Origin of the sequence: Pseudoalteromonas sp. CH_XMU1449-3, assembly GCF_037027245.1 — a bacterium.
GTDB lineage: Bacteria > Pseudomonadota > Gammaproteobacteria > Enterobacterales > Alteromonadaceae > Pseudoalteromonas > Pseudoalteromonas shioyasakiensis.
In genome coordinates this window covers 1-16,680 of sequence record NZ_JAYMDY010000010.1, presented here as the reverse complement: position 1 = coordinate 16,680, position 16,680 = coordinate 1, and the positions used below count along the sequence as shown (strand labels likewise).

The following is a 16,680-nucleotide window of genomic DNA, read 5'->3' as shown; positions in this document are numbered from 1 at the left end:
TAAAACTGTACACCTAAAGCCCTGCTACAACTGCTGGAGCAAGGCATTAATATCACTGTAGCGCTGCTGTTCACAAAGGCCAAAACCTGAAAGCTGCCTGACTTTGTTGCGGGTAAATAAAGGCACGCTCATGCCCGCTAAAAACCGGCACTGTGTATCGATGCTCACATCACTAATCCCTTTAGCGGCTAAGTGCTGTTTAAGCTCAGCAATTTTGCTGGCAATCACATTTTGCTCAGGCATTTGATGCACTAATGAATAACTAAGTTTTACCTGCTGGCCCCTACATACTGAACAATGGCCACATTGCTGGGGTGCATTCTGATCATCAAAATAGCGGGCTAAGTTATAACTTAAGCAGTTATCTAGCTCAAAAAAGCGTACTAAAGTGGCAATACGTTTAATTTCGGCCTGCTCTTTTTCGATAAAGTATTGGTGAAGTTGCAGTGCTAAATCTGCGTGGCTTATTACCGAGTTATTCACCTCATACACTTGCGTAATACGTTTAGTTTCAAGGGCAATATGACCTTTTTCGGCCAAATAATCGAGCGCTGCAACCACGCGCTTTCTATCAACTTGAGTGGCACGGGTTAACGCATCAAAATTAAGTGTGCCCCAAATTTTCTTAAACTCAGTGTGTTTGAATACCTGTTGTAAAAACGCTTGTCGGTCAGCATCAAACTGGCTAAGTAGCTCGTTTTGCTCCGTTAAAAACTTATATTTAAAATCGGCGTAATAGGCATATAAAGGCGTAATAGCCCCTTGCATCTCTAACTGTACTAGTAAGGTTTTTAACGCTAAAGCACGAATATTACTTTCGCTCGATAAGCTGTACTCTTGCATTTCCCACTGGTTGTTCGTTTGTTCGTTGCGAATGTTATTAATGACATAGTCAATCCCACTTTGCTCGGGAGTGTCGGCATAAACGAAGTTCTCAACGGTATTTAAGCCATCAAGGTTTGCTAGGGTAAAACAGTTTGACGGCGCACCATCTCGCCCTGCACGGCCAATCTCTTGGCTATAGTTTTCAATCGATTTTGGCAAATCATAGTGGATCACAAAGCGAATATCAGACTTATCAACGCCCATTCCAAAAGCAATGGTTGCCACAACGATATTGATTTTACCCGCCATAAAATCATCTTGGATTTGCCAGCGTTTATCATCCTCAAGGCCTGCATGATAAGCCACCGCATTAAAGCCCGCTCTTGCCAAGCCTTCTGCTACTTGCTCAGCGGTATGTTGTAAGGTGACATAAACAATCCCAGCACCTTGTTGGCTGGCTATAATACTGGCTAATTGCTGAGGTTTTTCTTGGCTTGCAACACTGAGCACTGATAAGTCGAGGTTGCTTCGGTAAAAGCCAGTTTGCACCACACATTCTGGGGCAATAGCAAAACGCTCACACATATCACGCTTCACTTTTTTAGTGGCGGTGGCGGTAAGTAGCAATACCAGTGGAATATTAAGCTCTTCTCGATAGCGCGGCAGTTTTAAATAATCAGGCCTAAAGTTGTGACCCCATTCAGATATACAGTGCGCTTCATCAACCACCAGCATCGAAATAGGCACTTGTTTAATAAATTCACGAAAGCGCTCATTCTTAAAACGCTCAACTGAGACCATTAAAATTTTCACCTTTCCTGCTCGCACATTACTCATTACCGTATGACTTTGCTCACTAGTTTGGCTTGAATCAAGGCTTGCCGCGTAAATACCTTTGCTATTTAAAAAGCTGATTTGATCTTTCATCAGTGCCAATAATGGCGAAACTACTAAGGTCAAATTAGGTAGGTGCATTGCAGTTAATTGATAGCACAAAGATTTACCCGAGCCAGTTGGAAAAATTGCCAACGACGATTGCTGATTTAATAACTGCTCAATGGTTTGTTGCTGACCTTGGCGAAACTCATTAAAGCCAAAGTATTGATTCAACGAAGTGTGTAGTGGTGTAGTCATCCTGATCCCTCACTGTCATTTCCCTTTTCAGGTAATGATAGGTCTCTTACTGCGAATTAGCCATGTTAACCTGTTTAACTCAATCTCCCAAGGCCATTGATATAACTAAGCGCACTATATTGTTATTAACAGGTACTGACAAAATCATCAAAAAGGCGCACAATGAGCACGTTGCCATGGGGTATTGATGGATGGACTTACAATACCTAAGCGCTTTTTCGCAAGAGTGTTTAGGTATTATACTTTTGAGGGCAACGTAATGATTAACCAACCTCCTAAAATCGTGATAATCGGTGGTGGCGCTGGTGGCTTAGAACTAGCAACACAATTAGGACACAAACTCGGGAAAAAACGCCAAGCAGAGATACTTTTAATCGATAAAAACCGCAGCCATATTTGGAAGCCGTTACTTCATGAAGTAGCGACGGGGTCGATTGATGCCGATTTAGACGGCGTTGTATACTCAGCTCATGCAGCAAAACATCATTATAATTTTCAACTCGGCAGCTTTTGCCACTTAGATCAAACCAACAAAACCATTACTTTAAGCGAGTTAAAAGACGAGCTCGGCCACCGTATTTTACCTGAGCGCCAAGTGAGTTATGACTACCTAGTACTTGCTATAGGCAGTGTCAGTAACGACTTTAATACCCCAGGCGTTAACAAGCATTGTTTCTACCTTGATTCAAACCAACAAGCTGAACGCTTTCAGCATGCCCTACTCGATAACTTCACCCGTTTACATCAAGATGACGACCCACAGCACTCCTTAACCATTGCCATAGTGGGTGGTGGTGCAACCGGGGTTGAGCTGTCGGCAGAGCTTTATCATGTGTCAGACATGCTAAAAATGTATGGCCTGAATAAAATGACTGCAAAACGCTTACACATTGATTTAATTGAAGCGGGGCCGCGAATTTTACCCGCTTTACCCGAGCGTATTGCAAACTCAGCTAAGCGTGAACTGGTTAAATTAGGGGTAACGGTGCGCGAAGGCACGCAGGTAAAAGAGGCCACAGAAAACAGCTTTATCACCAAAAACGATGAACATATCAAAGCCGATATTATGGTTTGGGCTGCGGGTGTAAAAGCACCTGATTTCATTAAAGACATTGGTATCTTTGAACTTACCCGCAATAACCAAATTAAGGTGAACCAATATCTGCAAAGTAGCGTTAACGACGATATTTTTGTGATTGGTGATTGCTGTGCATTTACTCAAGAAGATGGCACGCAAGTGCCACCCAGAGCGCAATCGGCTCATCAAATGGCGCAATGTGTTGAAAAAAACCTAATAGCCACACTCAAAAACCAGCCTCTGAGTGCCTTTACCTACAGTGATCATGGCTCTTTAGTTAACTTGTCACGCTACAGCACAGTAGGCAGTTTAATGGGCAACCTAACCAGTAATAGCTTTTTTATAGAGGGTAAAATAGCGCGATTTATGTATATTTCGCTCTATCGTATGCATCAACGTGCCATCCATGGCAGTGCAAAAACCTTTGCACTGTGGATCAGCGAAAAAGTACTACGCGTTGTTAGGCCAAAAATGAAACTGCATTAAGCTACAGCATAAAGCCGGCAAATTAGTTGTTTGTCGGCTATTTGTGCACTTCGTCCCCAAGTCATTGACATCAAAATATAAAGCCATACACTTCAGGCAAAATAAATCCATGGATTGAATATGAAAAAAGGTATTTCACTAACCGTTTTTGCAGGGCTTTGTGCCTGTGGGACTTACCTGATATTAGATAAACCCACTCCCATCGAAGCGATAAGCAACAAAGTCTCGACATCTTCTGCTACTGTCGCTGAACAAAATAACGCTACGAGTTTATTTGAACCATTAAGCCTGCCAAATAGCAAAGCATCAGAGCTGGCTAAGCTCAAGCTAGCCAAACACCAGTGTAAGCAACAAAGTTTAAAAGCCACTCAAGCTGCAGCTGATCACAGTCAAATAGAGGCAGCGATTAAACAAGCATTAAAAGACGGTGACTCTCTTGAAGATATTTTAAGTTATTCAGAGCTTGTGAAAATATCTTACCGTTCATTTAATACCTTAGTCATTAACGCAATCAAAGAGAATGCAGAACAGCAATTTCAATATGCCTCATCTGTTAACATACTAAAAAGCTGGCAAGGACTTGAGGTCATTGATTATTTTGATGCTGATACAATCAACCAACTAACGGCAGTTAATGGACCCCTTAGTCAAAATACAGGTTCAATGATGTTTAATGTTCCATTACCTGAGCAAGTAAACAAAACAGCATTGTACAAACTATTAGATAACAACGATGATTTTAATACCTATTTAAAAACACCATTTAAAATCGGTCCATCACGGCTCATTTCACCATCTATTTTGTTTCTTGCTAATGCTCATGCGCTTAGTTTGACTGAGTTTGAAAACGCAATATCCAGCAAAGAGTTTACTGTTAACGATATCGCTGTGGCTTTAAAAAGCAACTTACCTAATGATTATTTAACAGCACTGATCTCTCAAACAGCACAGCTAGGCGGCTCGCCTACAGCAATGAGTGATGACTTTATGGATGAACAACTGTATTTAAACCTTGCTGATGTGGCTGTGAGTGAATTTAACGTACCAATTTTAAAGTTGTTAAGTGAACGAGGTATTGAGCCCACTAATCAGCCAAATGTATTTACAGCGATGGATATAGCCATTGTAAACCTAAAGGGCAGCTCAAATAGCGAAGTACAGCCACTAGAGAGCAAACACTTAGAAACACTAAGTTATCTAAAAAATAAAGGTTATCGAGCTCACGGCGAGCTTGTGCGCGACACACCGAACGATAGGCTACTGATGCTTAAATCTTCATTTTTACCGAGTAGCCTTTTATTTGTTGGCGACCAAGTTGCTAATGATGCTTTTTCTCAGTTCAAAGATTTAAAGCTAATCCCAAATAACCAAGCATTTAAACGTAAAGAAAAAGATAACTCTGCAATATCAAAAGCACTCAGTGCCTATGAGAGACAAAAACAGCAAGCCAAAAAAATAACTCCTGAGTGTGAAACGATAGATCAGCGGATCAATTCACTAGAAGCGATAAAAACACGCTCTCAAGCACTCGAAGAATTAGAAACGCTCGAAGCGCAACAAGGCTTACTAACTCCCAATACGCTTCAAGAAATCGACCCTGTACAAGTTCATAATTGGCAATTCTTGCATTCAAATGAGTATAAATATCAAACCTCAACGCAGTATCAAGCCTTTAAAGAAGCAATTGTCGAAAAAGACTTTAGTACTGTTGCAACGATTACCCAAACAGCAAAACTCAGTACCCACCAGACAAATATGTTGCTTGCAGCAACAATAGAAAACGCTCAACAATTGACGTCTATTTGGCAAAACAGGGTCGCTCCAACTGCACCTGAAAATCTTTTTGTATTTACTAAGTTACCATTAGCACAATGGCAAACATTAGCCGATAGTGGCTTTGATTTTTCATTAAAAGACATGCAAAACAACGATATGTATTTTTATGCAAGCATGCATTCAAATGCAGCAGTTAAGTTTTTAATGAGCCTTGCAGTTACGCATGATTTTTCTAAACCTGGGCTTGATATTCTCGACCAAGCACTGGAGCAAAGCTATAACACACAAACCCTCGCAGACTATATGCCAAGCGCATTAAAACTTGTTGAGCAATATGAGCCTAACCACTTTCGCCGTGCTGAGCGTCTAAAAGTTTTTGTCCCTGATGTTTATGAAGAGCTTATTAAACTTGAGCCAAAACTTGCACCCAAAGATGGCACTGTAATGAATAACTATCAGTACAGCGCTTATTAAGCTCCTTACCTATTTGAGCCGTAAATTAACCTACCTGTTTACGGCTCAGCCGCGTATAATGCCCACTTTTTGTGGGGCGCAAAAATTGAATATTATTACTCTAAGCGTTTTATCGCTTGCTATGTCGACTGATGCTTTTGCAGCTTCAATCACCAAAGGCAGTACACTTAAAAATCCTCGTGTTCTGAGTGCAATCAAGCTTGGTTTATTGTTTGGCTGTATCGAAGCTATCGCACCGATTGTTGGCTGGCTAATTGGCAGTGCCGGTGCAGATTACGTTGAAGCCTTTGATCACTGGATTGCCTTTGTGTTGTTAGTGGGTTTAGGTGTTCATATGTTGCTTGAGAGTCGTAAAGAAGATGACGACGATGAAGAAGAACTTGCCCCGAATACCAAACGCTCTTTCATTGCCACATTACTAACCGCTGTTGGCACTAGTATCGATGCCATGACAGTAGGTATTAGCCTTGCTTTCATGAAAGTGAACATTTACTTAGCAGCCGCCATGATAGGCCTAGCAACCACAATTATGGTTACCATCGGCGCACTACTTGGTAACGTAATGAGTGGCTGGGTTGGCAAAAAGGCCGAAGCAATCGGTGGTGTTGCACTTATCTTTATCGGCTGTGGCATCCTATACAGCCACACCATGGCTTAACCTAACAGCTTATCAAACTCTTCTTTGGGCATGGGCTTATGAAAATAGTACCCTTGCCCAAGCTCGCAGCCTAAATCGATTAAACTATTTAAGTGTTGCTTTTCTTCAATACCTTCAGCCACAATTTGCAAATTCAAGGTATGCGCTAAGCTAGTGATGGTTCTGACAATGTCCATACTTTGTGTATCGGTGAGCATATCTCTCACAAAAGATTGATCTATTTTGAGTACATCCACGGGAAAGAGTTTTAAATAAGACAAACTTGAATAGCCCGTACCAAAGTCATCAATGGCAATGGCTAACCCTAAGTCAGAGAGCTTATTAAGCATCATTTTTATTTCTTCAAAATCATGCATCAACGCGCTTTCGGTTACTTCAAGCTCTAACAGTTCGCTGGCAAGCCCCGCTTGTTCAATGGTATCAGCAACGAGATTACAAAAATTACCATCGGTAAATTGTTTTGCTGCAATGTTCACGGCAACCTTTATGTTATGCCCTTTATCGGCCCACTCTTTAGCCGCTTTACAGCTTTGCTTAAGCACTGACTGGCCCAAAGCATGAATAAGACCTGTTTCTTCTGCAAGGGGTATAAAATCCAGTGGTGAAATAAGCTTATTATCGTTATCTCGAAGCCGAACTAAGGCTTCGACACCAATAATTTTTTCTGTCAAAAGCGCTAGTTTCGGCTGATAAAACACCTCAATCTTATCTTGCTCAATAGCATGTCTTAAGAGCTTTTCAACGCTTTGACGCTGCTTAAATTGATACTCTAAGTCATCGGAGTAATAGCAAAAACGGTTACGCCCCTGCTCTTTCGCACGGTACATGGCTGCATCGGCATGAGTCATCATCTCTTCTGCTTGAGTAGAGTCCGCAGGGTTAACACTCACCCCCACACTGACCGATAATATATACTCTTGGCTATCAATACGAAACGGCTCATTCATAGTATTAATAATATCGCTGGCAATGGCATCGACCACAGAAGTACTCTGCACGTCAGGTAATAAAATCACAAATTCATCACCGCCAATTCGGGCTAACGTGGTATTCAAATCGATGAGAGACTCAAGGCGCTTAGCCACATGCTTAATAATTAAATCGCCTTGATGATGACCTAGGGTATCATTTAAGTACTTAAAGTGATCGATATCAATCAGCATTAGAGCCACTTTCTTTTTCATACTCGTAGCAACTTTACAGGCATGAGTGACCCTATCATGCAATAACACCCGATTAGGCAAGTCTGTTAGTAAATCATGATTTGCTAAATGGCTCATTTTCACTGCCATCGCGATTGATTCACTGACATCATGAAACACGATAATACCGCCAATGATATTACCTTCAATATCTCGTATTGGCGCAGCTGAATCTTCCACCCTATATACTCGCCCATCAAGCCCGATTAATTGACTATTTAACGCCATAGCAACTATACGCTGCTCTTTTAAAGCAACAGATATAGGATTGACGAGTGTTTTGTTAGATGTTGCATCAACGAGCTTCATTACCTCTTCAATATGGCGCCCTTTAGCCTCTTCAACGTGCCAACCTGTTAATCGCTCAGCAATGGGGTTCATAAAGTTAATAATTGCGTTGTTGTCCGTGGCTATTACGGCATCACCAATAGAATTAAGCATAACCCGTAAACGTTCAGACTCATTCGATAGCAGTTTTTTTGTATGGGTAATTGAGGTGATATCCGAAAGAGTAAGAATAACACCTACAACTTCTCGCTCTTTTATTCTTAAATTTATTTGCGCTCTAACATATTCAATCTTATTGCGAGGGCTGGGCAACTGAATATTTAAAACTTCTTGCTCTATGCCATTTGTTAAGCAGCGATGAAAAGCTTCATACAATTCATCTGGTAATACATCTTTAGCGAAACAACCTAACATTTGCTCGCTGCTTTTTGAAAACCAATGGCTGGTTTCATCATTACTAAAGAGGTTTTCCTCGGTATTTGACCAGTAAGATATATACACAGGTACTTGCGCAACGAGTGTCGAAATATCATTTTTTGCAGCCAGTATTTGCGCCTCTTGGTGTTTAAGCTTTAACTGGTTTTGTACTCTCAGGCGACAAATGTTCAAATCAACGGGTTTATGAATAAGATCTATTCCGCCACTTGCAAAACTTTGATATTCAAAAATTTGCTCATTATGAGAGGTAACGAAAATCACATGACTTTGCGCGGTTTTAGGGTTGTTTTTAAGTTTTTTACACACCTCAAAGCCATTCATGCCAGGCATTTCAATGTCGAGCAAAATCACATCTGGCTGAAAGAAAACTGCTTTCTCAATTGCTTGAGTGCCATTATCGCAACAAACAATCTCACCAAGGTCGCTAAGCGACTCGGCCATAATCATCAAACTAGTCGGCTCATCATCCACTACAAGCACTTTATTGTGTGAATTTTCATGATGAGAAAAAAGCATATCCATCGCCTCTGTAAATAGTACTTAAAAAAACTCTAGTCCTATCTCAGCAGACGCGCCAACATAAAAAATAATTTTTTAATTCTTAAGTTGTAGAAAATCCCAAAATCCGGTCTATGATTTATTTATCGCGTGGAGGGAATAGTTTGCAACCGGTAGCTAGTCGCACAGATTTAAAGCTTAATAATTCTGTTATTTTGATTGTTGATGATGAACCAATTAATACAACCGTAATAGAAAGTTTGCTCTCGCCCTACTATAAAACTCACACTACAGATTGCGGTGAAAACGTGCTGCACCTGTGCGAAACCGTTAAGCCAGATTTAATATTGCTTGATGTGATGCTTGGTACTATGAGCGGCCTAGATGTTTGCAAGCAATTAAAAAAACACTCCCAATACAAAGATATTCCGGTGATATTTATTACCGCTATTATGGATCAAGATGACCAAAATCGCTGCTGGCAAGCAGGCGCCGTCGATTTTGTATCAAAACCGGTTTATGGCGTCACATTACTTAATCGCGTAAAAGCGCATTTGACCTTAAAAAAACAAGCTGATTTGCTCAAAAACCTTTGTGAACACGACAGCCTCACTGGTTTAAACAACCGACGATTTTTACAAAACACCCTTGATCAAAACATTCGTTTAGCCATCAGAAACGATAAAGCCCTTTCGGTATTAATGCTCGATATTGATTACTTTAAACAGTACAACGACTCTCTTGGCCATCAACAAGGTGACGAATGCCTAAAACGCGTTGCTGATGAAATCAAAAAAAGTGTTAACCGCCCAACTGATACCACTATCCGCTATGGCGGTGAAGAATTTTTATGTGTATTGCCAGACACCGATATTCAAGGGGCACAATTTATTGCCCATAAGCTATTGGCAAACATTCGTGAACTAAATATTGAACACCCACATGCAACCTCTGGAGTCCTCTCTATTAGTATTGGTAGCGCAACATTTTCTGGGCATGAAGCCATCGACACTGACGAACTAATTCGCAGTGCCGACAAAGCGCTCTATCAAGCCAAGCATCAAGGGAGAAACCGCTGTGTTTGCATACTTGCTGAACCCAGTTTTAGCTTTTAAGCTAAATCAAACCTTACTACCGACTCACGTTTGCGGTATGGAGGGCTGAGCCATGGATTACGAAGTATTACACCAGAAAAAAACGACAACATCTGAAGGACGCTTTTTAATACCATTAGCGATTGCTTTTATAGCCGCAATTATGTGCTCAGCAATCTTCTTTTTCGAACTACAACTTCATAAAAATATTAATAACAGTGTTGCTGAACGACTGAGAGAATCAAGCGCTACCGTAGATGTGCAAGTCCATGAAAAAATAAATAAATATAAAAACGATTTACAGTTTTTATATTCCACTCCACCTATAGCAGGACTTGCCAGAGCTGCAGCAAATGGTGGTAACGACCCTCTTGATAACACTACCTCAGAGCAATGGAAAAAACGTTTAGAAACGATATTCGTTGCATTTTTACAATCAAATTCTGAATTCGAGCAATTACGTATCATCAGTACACAACAAGCAGGACAAGAACTTATCAGGGTAGACAGAGCTGCCGGTGGCATAGTTGTAAAATCCGATAATCAGTTACAGGATAAAAGTGGCCGTGATTACTACCAACAGAGTTCGCAATTACCACAGGGTGATATGTATTTATCAGCAATAACACTTAACCGGGAATATGGAAAGCTCGATTATCCATATAAGCCTATGCTGCGAATAGCCTTACCCATTTTTGATGAAAATATGCAGCGCTATGGGCTGATTATTGCAAACATTAACACCTCTCACCTATTTGCATCTCTTAATGCGATGGTACAAGCACCAAACTCATTGATCCTAACAGACAGCGAAGGCTACTTTTTAGTTCACCCAAATGAAGACTTACGCTTTAGTCGCGACTTAGCGCCAAACAAACGTTGGGACTCAGTGTATAAATCTGAACCCGCCTATCTAGAAAATATACTCAGCATTAGCTCTAACTTTGCTGGTGAACAACAATACGAAGCGTTAAGTAAACGCATACCTCTTACTGGGGATTTAGAAACCGGGTTTATAGATGCCCACATTATGCTTCCTCACTCTGAAATTAATGTGATGGAGCGCGAACAGAGGATCAGCACCTATGTTTTTTTGCTGGGTGTTTCTGCTTTTTTAGTGTTTGTGCTTGGATTTTTACATCGGAATTTAAAGCGTAATCGTGAGCTTGCCGAGGCAAGAGCAGTATCTTCAGCCATTATTAGCGGCTCAAAAGATGCCATTATTGCGGTCAGTGATATTGGTCTTGTGTCTAGTTGGAATAAAGCGGCCACTGAACTGTTTGGGTTTCAACGGGAACAAGTTCTAGGCGCTGATATAAACAAACTGAATCTATTTCCAAATATTAATATTAAAGAGGTATGTAACGAGGTTAAAAGCCAACGAAAGCAACATGAAATTGAAGTCGACTACCAGCAATCCAATCAACAAACAACTCATTTAGCACTCGCTTTTTCAGCTATTTTTGATGAACATCATCAACACAACGGCTCAGCCATCCTCATTCGCGACACTACCGTTGAAAAGCAAGCGAGCGACAAAATTAAGCAAATAAATAACGAACTCGAAATTAAAGTCGCACAAAGAACTGCCCAGCTCGAAAAAGCCAGCCAAGTTAAAAGCGCTTTTATATCCAATATCAGCCATGAAATGCGTACTCCCTTAAACGGCATTATCGGCACACTTAATTTAATTAAACGAGAGTCATTAAGTAACCAACAGCAACATTATTTAGAAATGACCGAGGTAAGCGTTAATAGCTTAAATGTGCTTATTAACGACATTCTTGATTTATCAAAAATTGAGGCTGGCAAACTCGACTTGGACAAAAAAGCGTTTAACCCTATTAATTTTTTTGAAAGCTTAAGTGGCAGCATGGCTGTTAAAGCACAAGAGAAAAACCTTGAATTTATTTTAGATATTGCCGATGTTGAGTACAGCTCGATTGTTACTGACCCTCATCGCTACTCACAAGTGCTTACCAATTTAATAAATAACGCGATCAAATTTACTAAAACAGGCTTTATAAAATTTACCGCCACAAGCAAACGACTTAGCGATGATAACGTTGAGCTATGCTGCACAATTCAAGATACTGGCATTGGTATTGCGCCTGAAAATCAAAATAAATTGTTTAGTGCTTTTACCCAAGCCGATAACAGTGTGGCCGCACAATATGGGGGCACAGGGCTTGGTTTATCGATATGTAAGCAACTAGCTAGTTTACTCAATGGACACATATCCTTTGAATCAACCGAGGGGAAAGGGAGTGCTTTCACATTTACCATTCAGTTAGACAGCCAAAATGTAGAAGAACGCCAACCAAGCAGCCGCTTAAAAGACAGCGTTTTTGCTGTGTCGGTCAAACAACCTGAGCTTGAAAGAAGCCTAACAAAACTAATCTCTCATTGCGGTGGACAGCTCACGAATGTTGACCTAGAAAGCTTTGAGGTAAGCGATAACATGCCCTTTGATACGCTAATTTTAGAGCCTGGCAATCCGTTACTCGCAAAACTTGATAGCTTTAGTGAAAATACCTATGACTATAGCCTGCCCTTTAAATTAGTGGTGCTTATAAACCCAACCGAACCACCACCGCAAGCTAAATTCTGCACCTTTATGCGCTTATCTAAACCTGTGCTTATCTCTGAGTTTTTACTTAAACTAGCTGATGAACGACTCATAAAAGAGCAGCCTGCTCAAGACACAACACCACTTCGTCGCGAGACTGATACGCAAATTCACATAGATGTTGATATTGCTGGAGCAAAAATCCTGATCGTTGATGATAACGATATAAATGCTGCAGTTGCCAAAGGCACATTAATGAGCTTGGCACTGCGCTTTGAAATGGCGTCGAATGGTCAGCAAGCCATTGAAATATTGGCCAGTGCACCTGAAGACGACCCATTTAACTGCGTGTTAATGGACTGCCAAATGCCTGTACTAAATGGCTATGATGCTGCGGCACAAATACGCAAAGGGGCTGGTGGAGAGTACCATAGCGACATTCCTATTATTGCCATGACAGCCAATGCCATGCTCGGTGAGCGTAAAAAGTGCTTAAATGCAGGTATGAGCGATTACATCACAAAACCAATCAGTGCCGATAAGCTCATCACCACCACAGCAAAATGGGTTGCATCAACGTACCCTAAACATCATACAGCGCCAAAAACGATTGCTGTGCCTGAGGTAAATCAGTCGCCCGCTATACTGCAAGAAGAATTAATCGATGAAGAAAAACAGCATTGGAATCGCGAAGCAGCCCTCGGTCGTTTGATGAATAACGAGGTGCTATTAAACAAAGTGAGTAAGATGTTTTTAGAAAGCTCACATAAAAAAATAGCGCTACTAACACAAGCAATCAAAGACAAAGATTACCATGGGATTGCAACCACCAGCCATGCCCTAAAAGGGACCTGTGGCGATGTTGGTGCAGCCAAATTGCACCAGCACTTTACTGAGCTGGAGGTGCTGGCCGCAAGTAAGGGCAATACGCTAAAAGATATTCAACTTAAGCTACTCGAAATCGAAAAAGACTACGAGATTTTGTTAGAAATTTTACAAAAGCATACCGTAGCCAGGGTCGGCTAATTTTATTGAGAGCAAATAAATGGGCTTTGAAAATCAAAGCCCATTTTTCATTAAAGTGCCGCATATTTGTCTTCTAATTTTCATAAAGTGGGAGTATGTTTATACAAACCACTAAAGGAATGACGCTATGACCGCTAAAACGCTGATTTTCAACTTTGATGGCACAGGCAGCGAGCCTCGTGATGCTGAACAATTCAGCGCTGCACACTTCAAAGAAGACGCCAGTATTTCTAATATTCTTAAACTTCATTTACTTTTTGGTGGCGCACTCAATAGCGAACCCGAAACACCATTTCCAACCCAACTTAGCTTTTATTATCAGGGTATAGGCACCCAAGGTAGCCGCTTTCGACGTTTATTCAATCAAGCCCTTGCACCAAGAGGTGATGATGTAGCTAGCATTTTAAACCGTGCTATGAGCGACTTTAAAAGCTACTACACAGTGGGTGATAAAATACTACTAACTGGTTTTAGCCGAGGTGCAGCTCTTGCTAGGCGCTTTGCCAAATGTTTAGAGCCACTTATTAGTGATGATGTTTACTTATGTGTATTTGATACCGTTGCATCTATTGGTTTTTCAAAAGTAACAAAAGCAACCCGCGGTGCTGAGCACGTTATTTTTGAAAACTACACACTAGCGAGCAATATAAAAGCAGCCCTTCATTGCGTAGCACTTGACGAAAAGCGCCGTGCATTTGAACCCACACTTATTAATAGTGCACCGCATGTACAAGAGATCTGGTTTGCGGGCGCTCATTCAGATGTGGGTGGTGGCTATTATCGTGATGGTTTAGCCGACATTTGCCTGCGCTATGCGATTGAGTGGCTGATTGAACAAACCGTTGCATTAAACTTACTTACCAGTGCGGATATCAATTACAACACCTTGCTCCCAGAAGAGCATCGTAATCTCATTGCTCAAGATGATGTCACCGTTACACCAGATCCATTGGCACTAAGCCATCAGCAAAACTATTTTTGGTTTAACCCTTTGTTTAAACTGGTAGATCGCGAATGCTGTGTATTGGTTGATAACGAACAAAGCGAACACCCACCTACTATTCATTACACGGTTGCAGAGCGTATCAATCGTTTAACTAGCTATCGCCCTGAATCCTTAAAGAGCCTTCACTACGAAGTACTTTATAATGACGAAACTCGCTTAAGCTTTAAGGGTTTAAGCCCGCATATTGCGCTTGATAAACAAAATATGACGGTGCTGAGCATAGACGAAAGTAAAGATGTGTTTGTTTATGGCGCTGAAAAATACAACCACACAGGCTTAATGTTAGAGCAAGGTGGTACTTACCGATTTACGCCTTATCCAGAGCAAACTTGGTATGACGACGGCATTAGTTGCGGCCCTGCGGGCTGGCACCGAGACAATATTCAACTAGGGGTGAAAGAAATCCCGATGGCCGTGCTTGAACCGTTTAGACGTTTACCCCACGCACAATGGTTTGCGTTGATTGGCGCTATTGATAACAACGACGATCATTTGTTTGAAATTGCTGAAGGTGCCGATATTCGTATTGCTAAATCAGGCGAGTTTTGCCCTTTTGCTAACGACCTAAACCGCTTTTATGGGGCGAATGCGGGACGGATTAAACTGCGGGTGACTCGTTTAGGATAATTTAGTGTTTGGGATAGTTTAGTGCTTAACATAGCGAGCGATGATCTCCGTTATCGCTTGCTGGTTGTTTAAAATTGCTGAGTTAATAGCCGCTCTGTCTTCTGCTAAAAGGGTTGTTTCGCTCAGCATAAAATAAACGCTGTCATTATTGACAATATACGGATGCAGCTCGATACCCTGCTGATTATTTTTTTGAATTAAATATAAACCAGCTAGTTCATCATCAACAAAAAAATCGACCCGCCTAGCAACTAGCATAGCGAGACGCTGACGCAAAGATGACACAGTAACGAGTTGTTCTTTATATTTTGCGTCTTCTTTCAAATGAGTGAAGTCAGGGCCAAAGTAACTACCACTGTTAGTTAAAATAACTTGCTGATGTTCGAGCAGCCCTTGTAAATCAAGAGATTCTAACCGGCCATGCGGGTACCAAAACAAGCGCATCACTTCATTACGGTAAGGCTTGGAAAAGAAACTAAAAGAGTCACGTTCTGTGCTATAGCTTGCCGCGGGTAGTAAATCAACTTTACCGTGCTTAAGCTCTGCAAAGCCCCGTTTAGATGAAGGCATAACAACGTATTTAGCGCAAAATCCTGCCTCTTTTAGCACTAAATTAACCACATCAATATCAATGCCGGTGAGCTTGCCATTTTGCTTAAAAGCGTAAGGTGCCCACTGCTGACTAATCCCCACTTTTAGGGTTTTATCGCAGCTAAAAGCCGAATTACTCAATACAGCAACAACAAGTAAAAACAGCGCTTTTAACCCCATTAAGCCACCTTAGTTTAAATACTTACAGATCATATTATTCAAGTATGGTTGATAATGTCTGAAAGACCAATGTGTGAAGTGGGAAACCATAAGTTAGCGAGTTTCAAAGGGAAAGAGTAAAGTTGCGAGGTGCGAGATACGAGGTGCGAGGTACGAGGTACGAGATACGAGGTACGAGATACGAGATACGAGGTACGAGATACGAGGTGCGAGGTACGAGGTGCGAGGTGCGAGATACGAGTCTGTAGCAGCGATTTTACATCGCGTTTGATTGATTGGTTTATCTTTTAAAATAAAAAGGTTTACATGGATTATGTTGGGTATCGCTCCGCTCGACCCAACCTACCCTAAAAATGTGCAGTTCAAATGCTGAGAAAAGCACACGACCTAATCACCCCCACTGATCGACTGACATCTAATATCTGACCTCTAACGACTAAAAGCCAGCGATTTTACATCACGTCCTAGAACCCAGAACCTAGCGCCTTATTTTTTCATTCGTAGGCGTGAAACTTGTTTCGCGCGTCTGAAGATAAGAAATTTGAAAAGGTTTACATGGATTATGTTTGATTCTATTCGGCACTAAAGCACCTTATATGGACTCCTCCTATTGCACAATACCCTTCGTTAATTTTGTCAGACTGCGTACTTATATGCGGGCTCATAATGAGGAGCTACCTCGGCCCTTTGATGTATTCGCGCCCTTGTGCCTCTTCTCCTACTCGGTGTT

Annotated in this window: 9 protein-coding genes; 6 read left to right on the top strand and 3 right to left on the bottom strand. The window is 41.3% G+C overall.

The window, feature by feature from the left end:
* Window positions 1–24: 24 nt before the first annotated feature.
* Window positions 25–1,959 carry a RecQ family ATP-dependent DNA helicase gene (locus tag WA256_RS13240; protein ID WP_335992138.1) on the bottom strand — a complete coding sequence of 645 codons (1,935 nt, stop codon included), beginning with the start codon at window positions 1,957–1,959 and terminating at the stop codon, window positions 25–27.
* 259 nt (window positions 1,960–2,218) lie between these two features.
* On the opposite strand from WA256_RS13240, the gene WA256_RS13235 reads away from it, so the two are divergent.
* The 3 genes from WA256_RS13235 to WA256_RS13225 all read left to right on the top strand — a co-directional run bounded on the left by WA256_RS13235 (window position 2,219) and on the right by WA256_RS13225 (window position 6,431).
* Complete coding sequence (locus tag WA256_RS13235) at window positions 2,219–3,523, top strand: NAD(P)/FAD-dependent oxidoreductase (RefSeq protein ID WP_130167761.1); 1,305 nt, start codon at window positions 2,219–2,221, stop codon at window positions 3,521–3,523.
* Between the two features lie 120 nt (window positions 3,524–3,643).
* Window positions 3,644–5,773, top strand: coding sequence for a hypothetical protein (locus WA256_RS13230; protein WP_250660771.1), 2,130 nt, complete (start codon window positions 3,644–3,646; stop codon window positions 5,771–5,773).
* 85 nt (window positions 5,774–5,858) lie between these two features.
* Entirely contained in the window at window positions 5,859–6,431 is a 573-nt protein-coding gene (locus tag WA256_RS13225; protein WP_062564755.1) for a manganese efflux pump MntP, read from the top strand.
* Here WA256_RS13225 and WA256_RS13220 read toward each other — a convergent pair.
* Entirely contained in the window at window positions 6,428–8,875 is a 2,448-nt protein-coding gene (locus WA256_RS13220) for an EAL domain-containing protein (RefSeq protein WP_335992131.1), read from the bottom strand. The genes WA256_RS13225 and WA256_RS13220 overlap by 4 nt on opposite strands.
* Before the next feature lie 146 nt (window positions 8,876–9,021).
* Between WA256_RS13220 and WA256_RS13215 the strand changes: the two genes are divergently transcribed.
* From WA256_RS13215 to WA256_RS13205, 3 genes are all read left to right on the top strand, one after another.
* Complete coding sequence (locus WA256_RS13215; protein ID WP_240701548.1) at window positions 9,022–9,972, top strand: GGDEF domain-containing response regulator; 951 nt, start codon at window positions 9,022–9,024, stop codon at window positions 9,970–9,972.
* A gap of 52 nt (window positions 9,973–10,024) precedes the next feature.
* The gene (locus WA256_RS13210) at window positions 10,025–13,546 is read left to right on the top strand and encodes an ATP-binding protein (protein WP_335992128.1); all 3,522 of its coding nucleotides are present in this window, start codon (window positions 10,025–10,027) and stop codon (window positions 13,544–13,546) included.
* Window positions 13,547–13,673: 127 nt separating this feature from the next.
* On the top strand, window positions 13,674–15,179 hold the full coding sequence (locus WA256_RS13205; protein WP_335992125.1) for a DUF2235 domain-containing protein: 1,506 nt from the start codon (window positions 13,674–13,676) through the stop codon (window positions 15,177–15,179).
* 18 nt (window positions 15,180–15,197) lie between these two features.
* On the opposite strand, the gene WA256_RS13200 is transcribed toward WA256_RS13205, so the two are convergent.
* Window positions 15,198–15,950, bottom strand: a complete 753-nt coding sequence (locus tag WA256_RS13200) for a substrate-binding periplasmic protein (RefSeq protein WP_335992123.1) — start codon at window positions 15,948–15,950, stop codon at window positions 15,198–15,200.
* Window positions 15,951–16,680 lie beyond the last annotated feature (730 nt).

Excerpts from the sequence above, each read along its gene's own strand:
- WA256_RS13210 (WP_335992128.1), top strand. The coding sequence starts at position 10,025 with ATGGATTACGAAGTATTACACCAGAAAAAAACGACAACATCTGAAGGA.
- WA256_RS13220 (WP_335992131.1), bottom strand. The coding sequence starts at position 8,875 with ATGCTTTTTTCTCATCATGAAAATTCACACAATAAAGTGCTTGTAGTG.
- WA256_RS13240 (WP_335992138.1), bottom strand. The coding sequence starts at position 1,959 with ATGACTACACCACTACACACTTCGTTGAATCAATACTTTGGCTTTAAT.
- WA256_RS13205 (WP_335992125.1), top strand. The coding sequence starts at position 13,674 with ATGACCGCTAAAACGCTGATTTTCAACTTTGATGGCACAGGCAGCGAG.
- WA256_RS13230 (WP_250660771.1), top strand. The coding sequence starts at position 3,644 with ATGAAAAAAGGTATTTCACTAACCGTTTTTGCAGGGCTTTGTGCCTGT.
- WA256_RS13200 (WP_335992123.1), bottom strand. The coding sequence starts at position 15,950 with ATGGGGTTAAAAGCGCTGTTTTTACTTGTTGTTGCTGTATTGAGTAAT.
- WA256_RS13235 (WP_130167761.1), top strand. The coding sequence starts at position 2,219 with ATGATTAACCAACCTCCTAAAATCGTGATAATCGGTGGTGGCGCTGGT.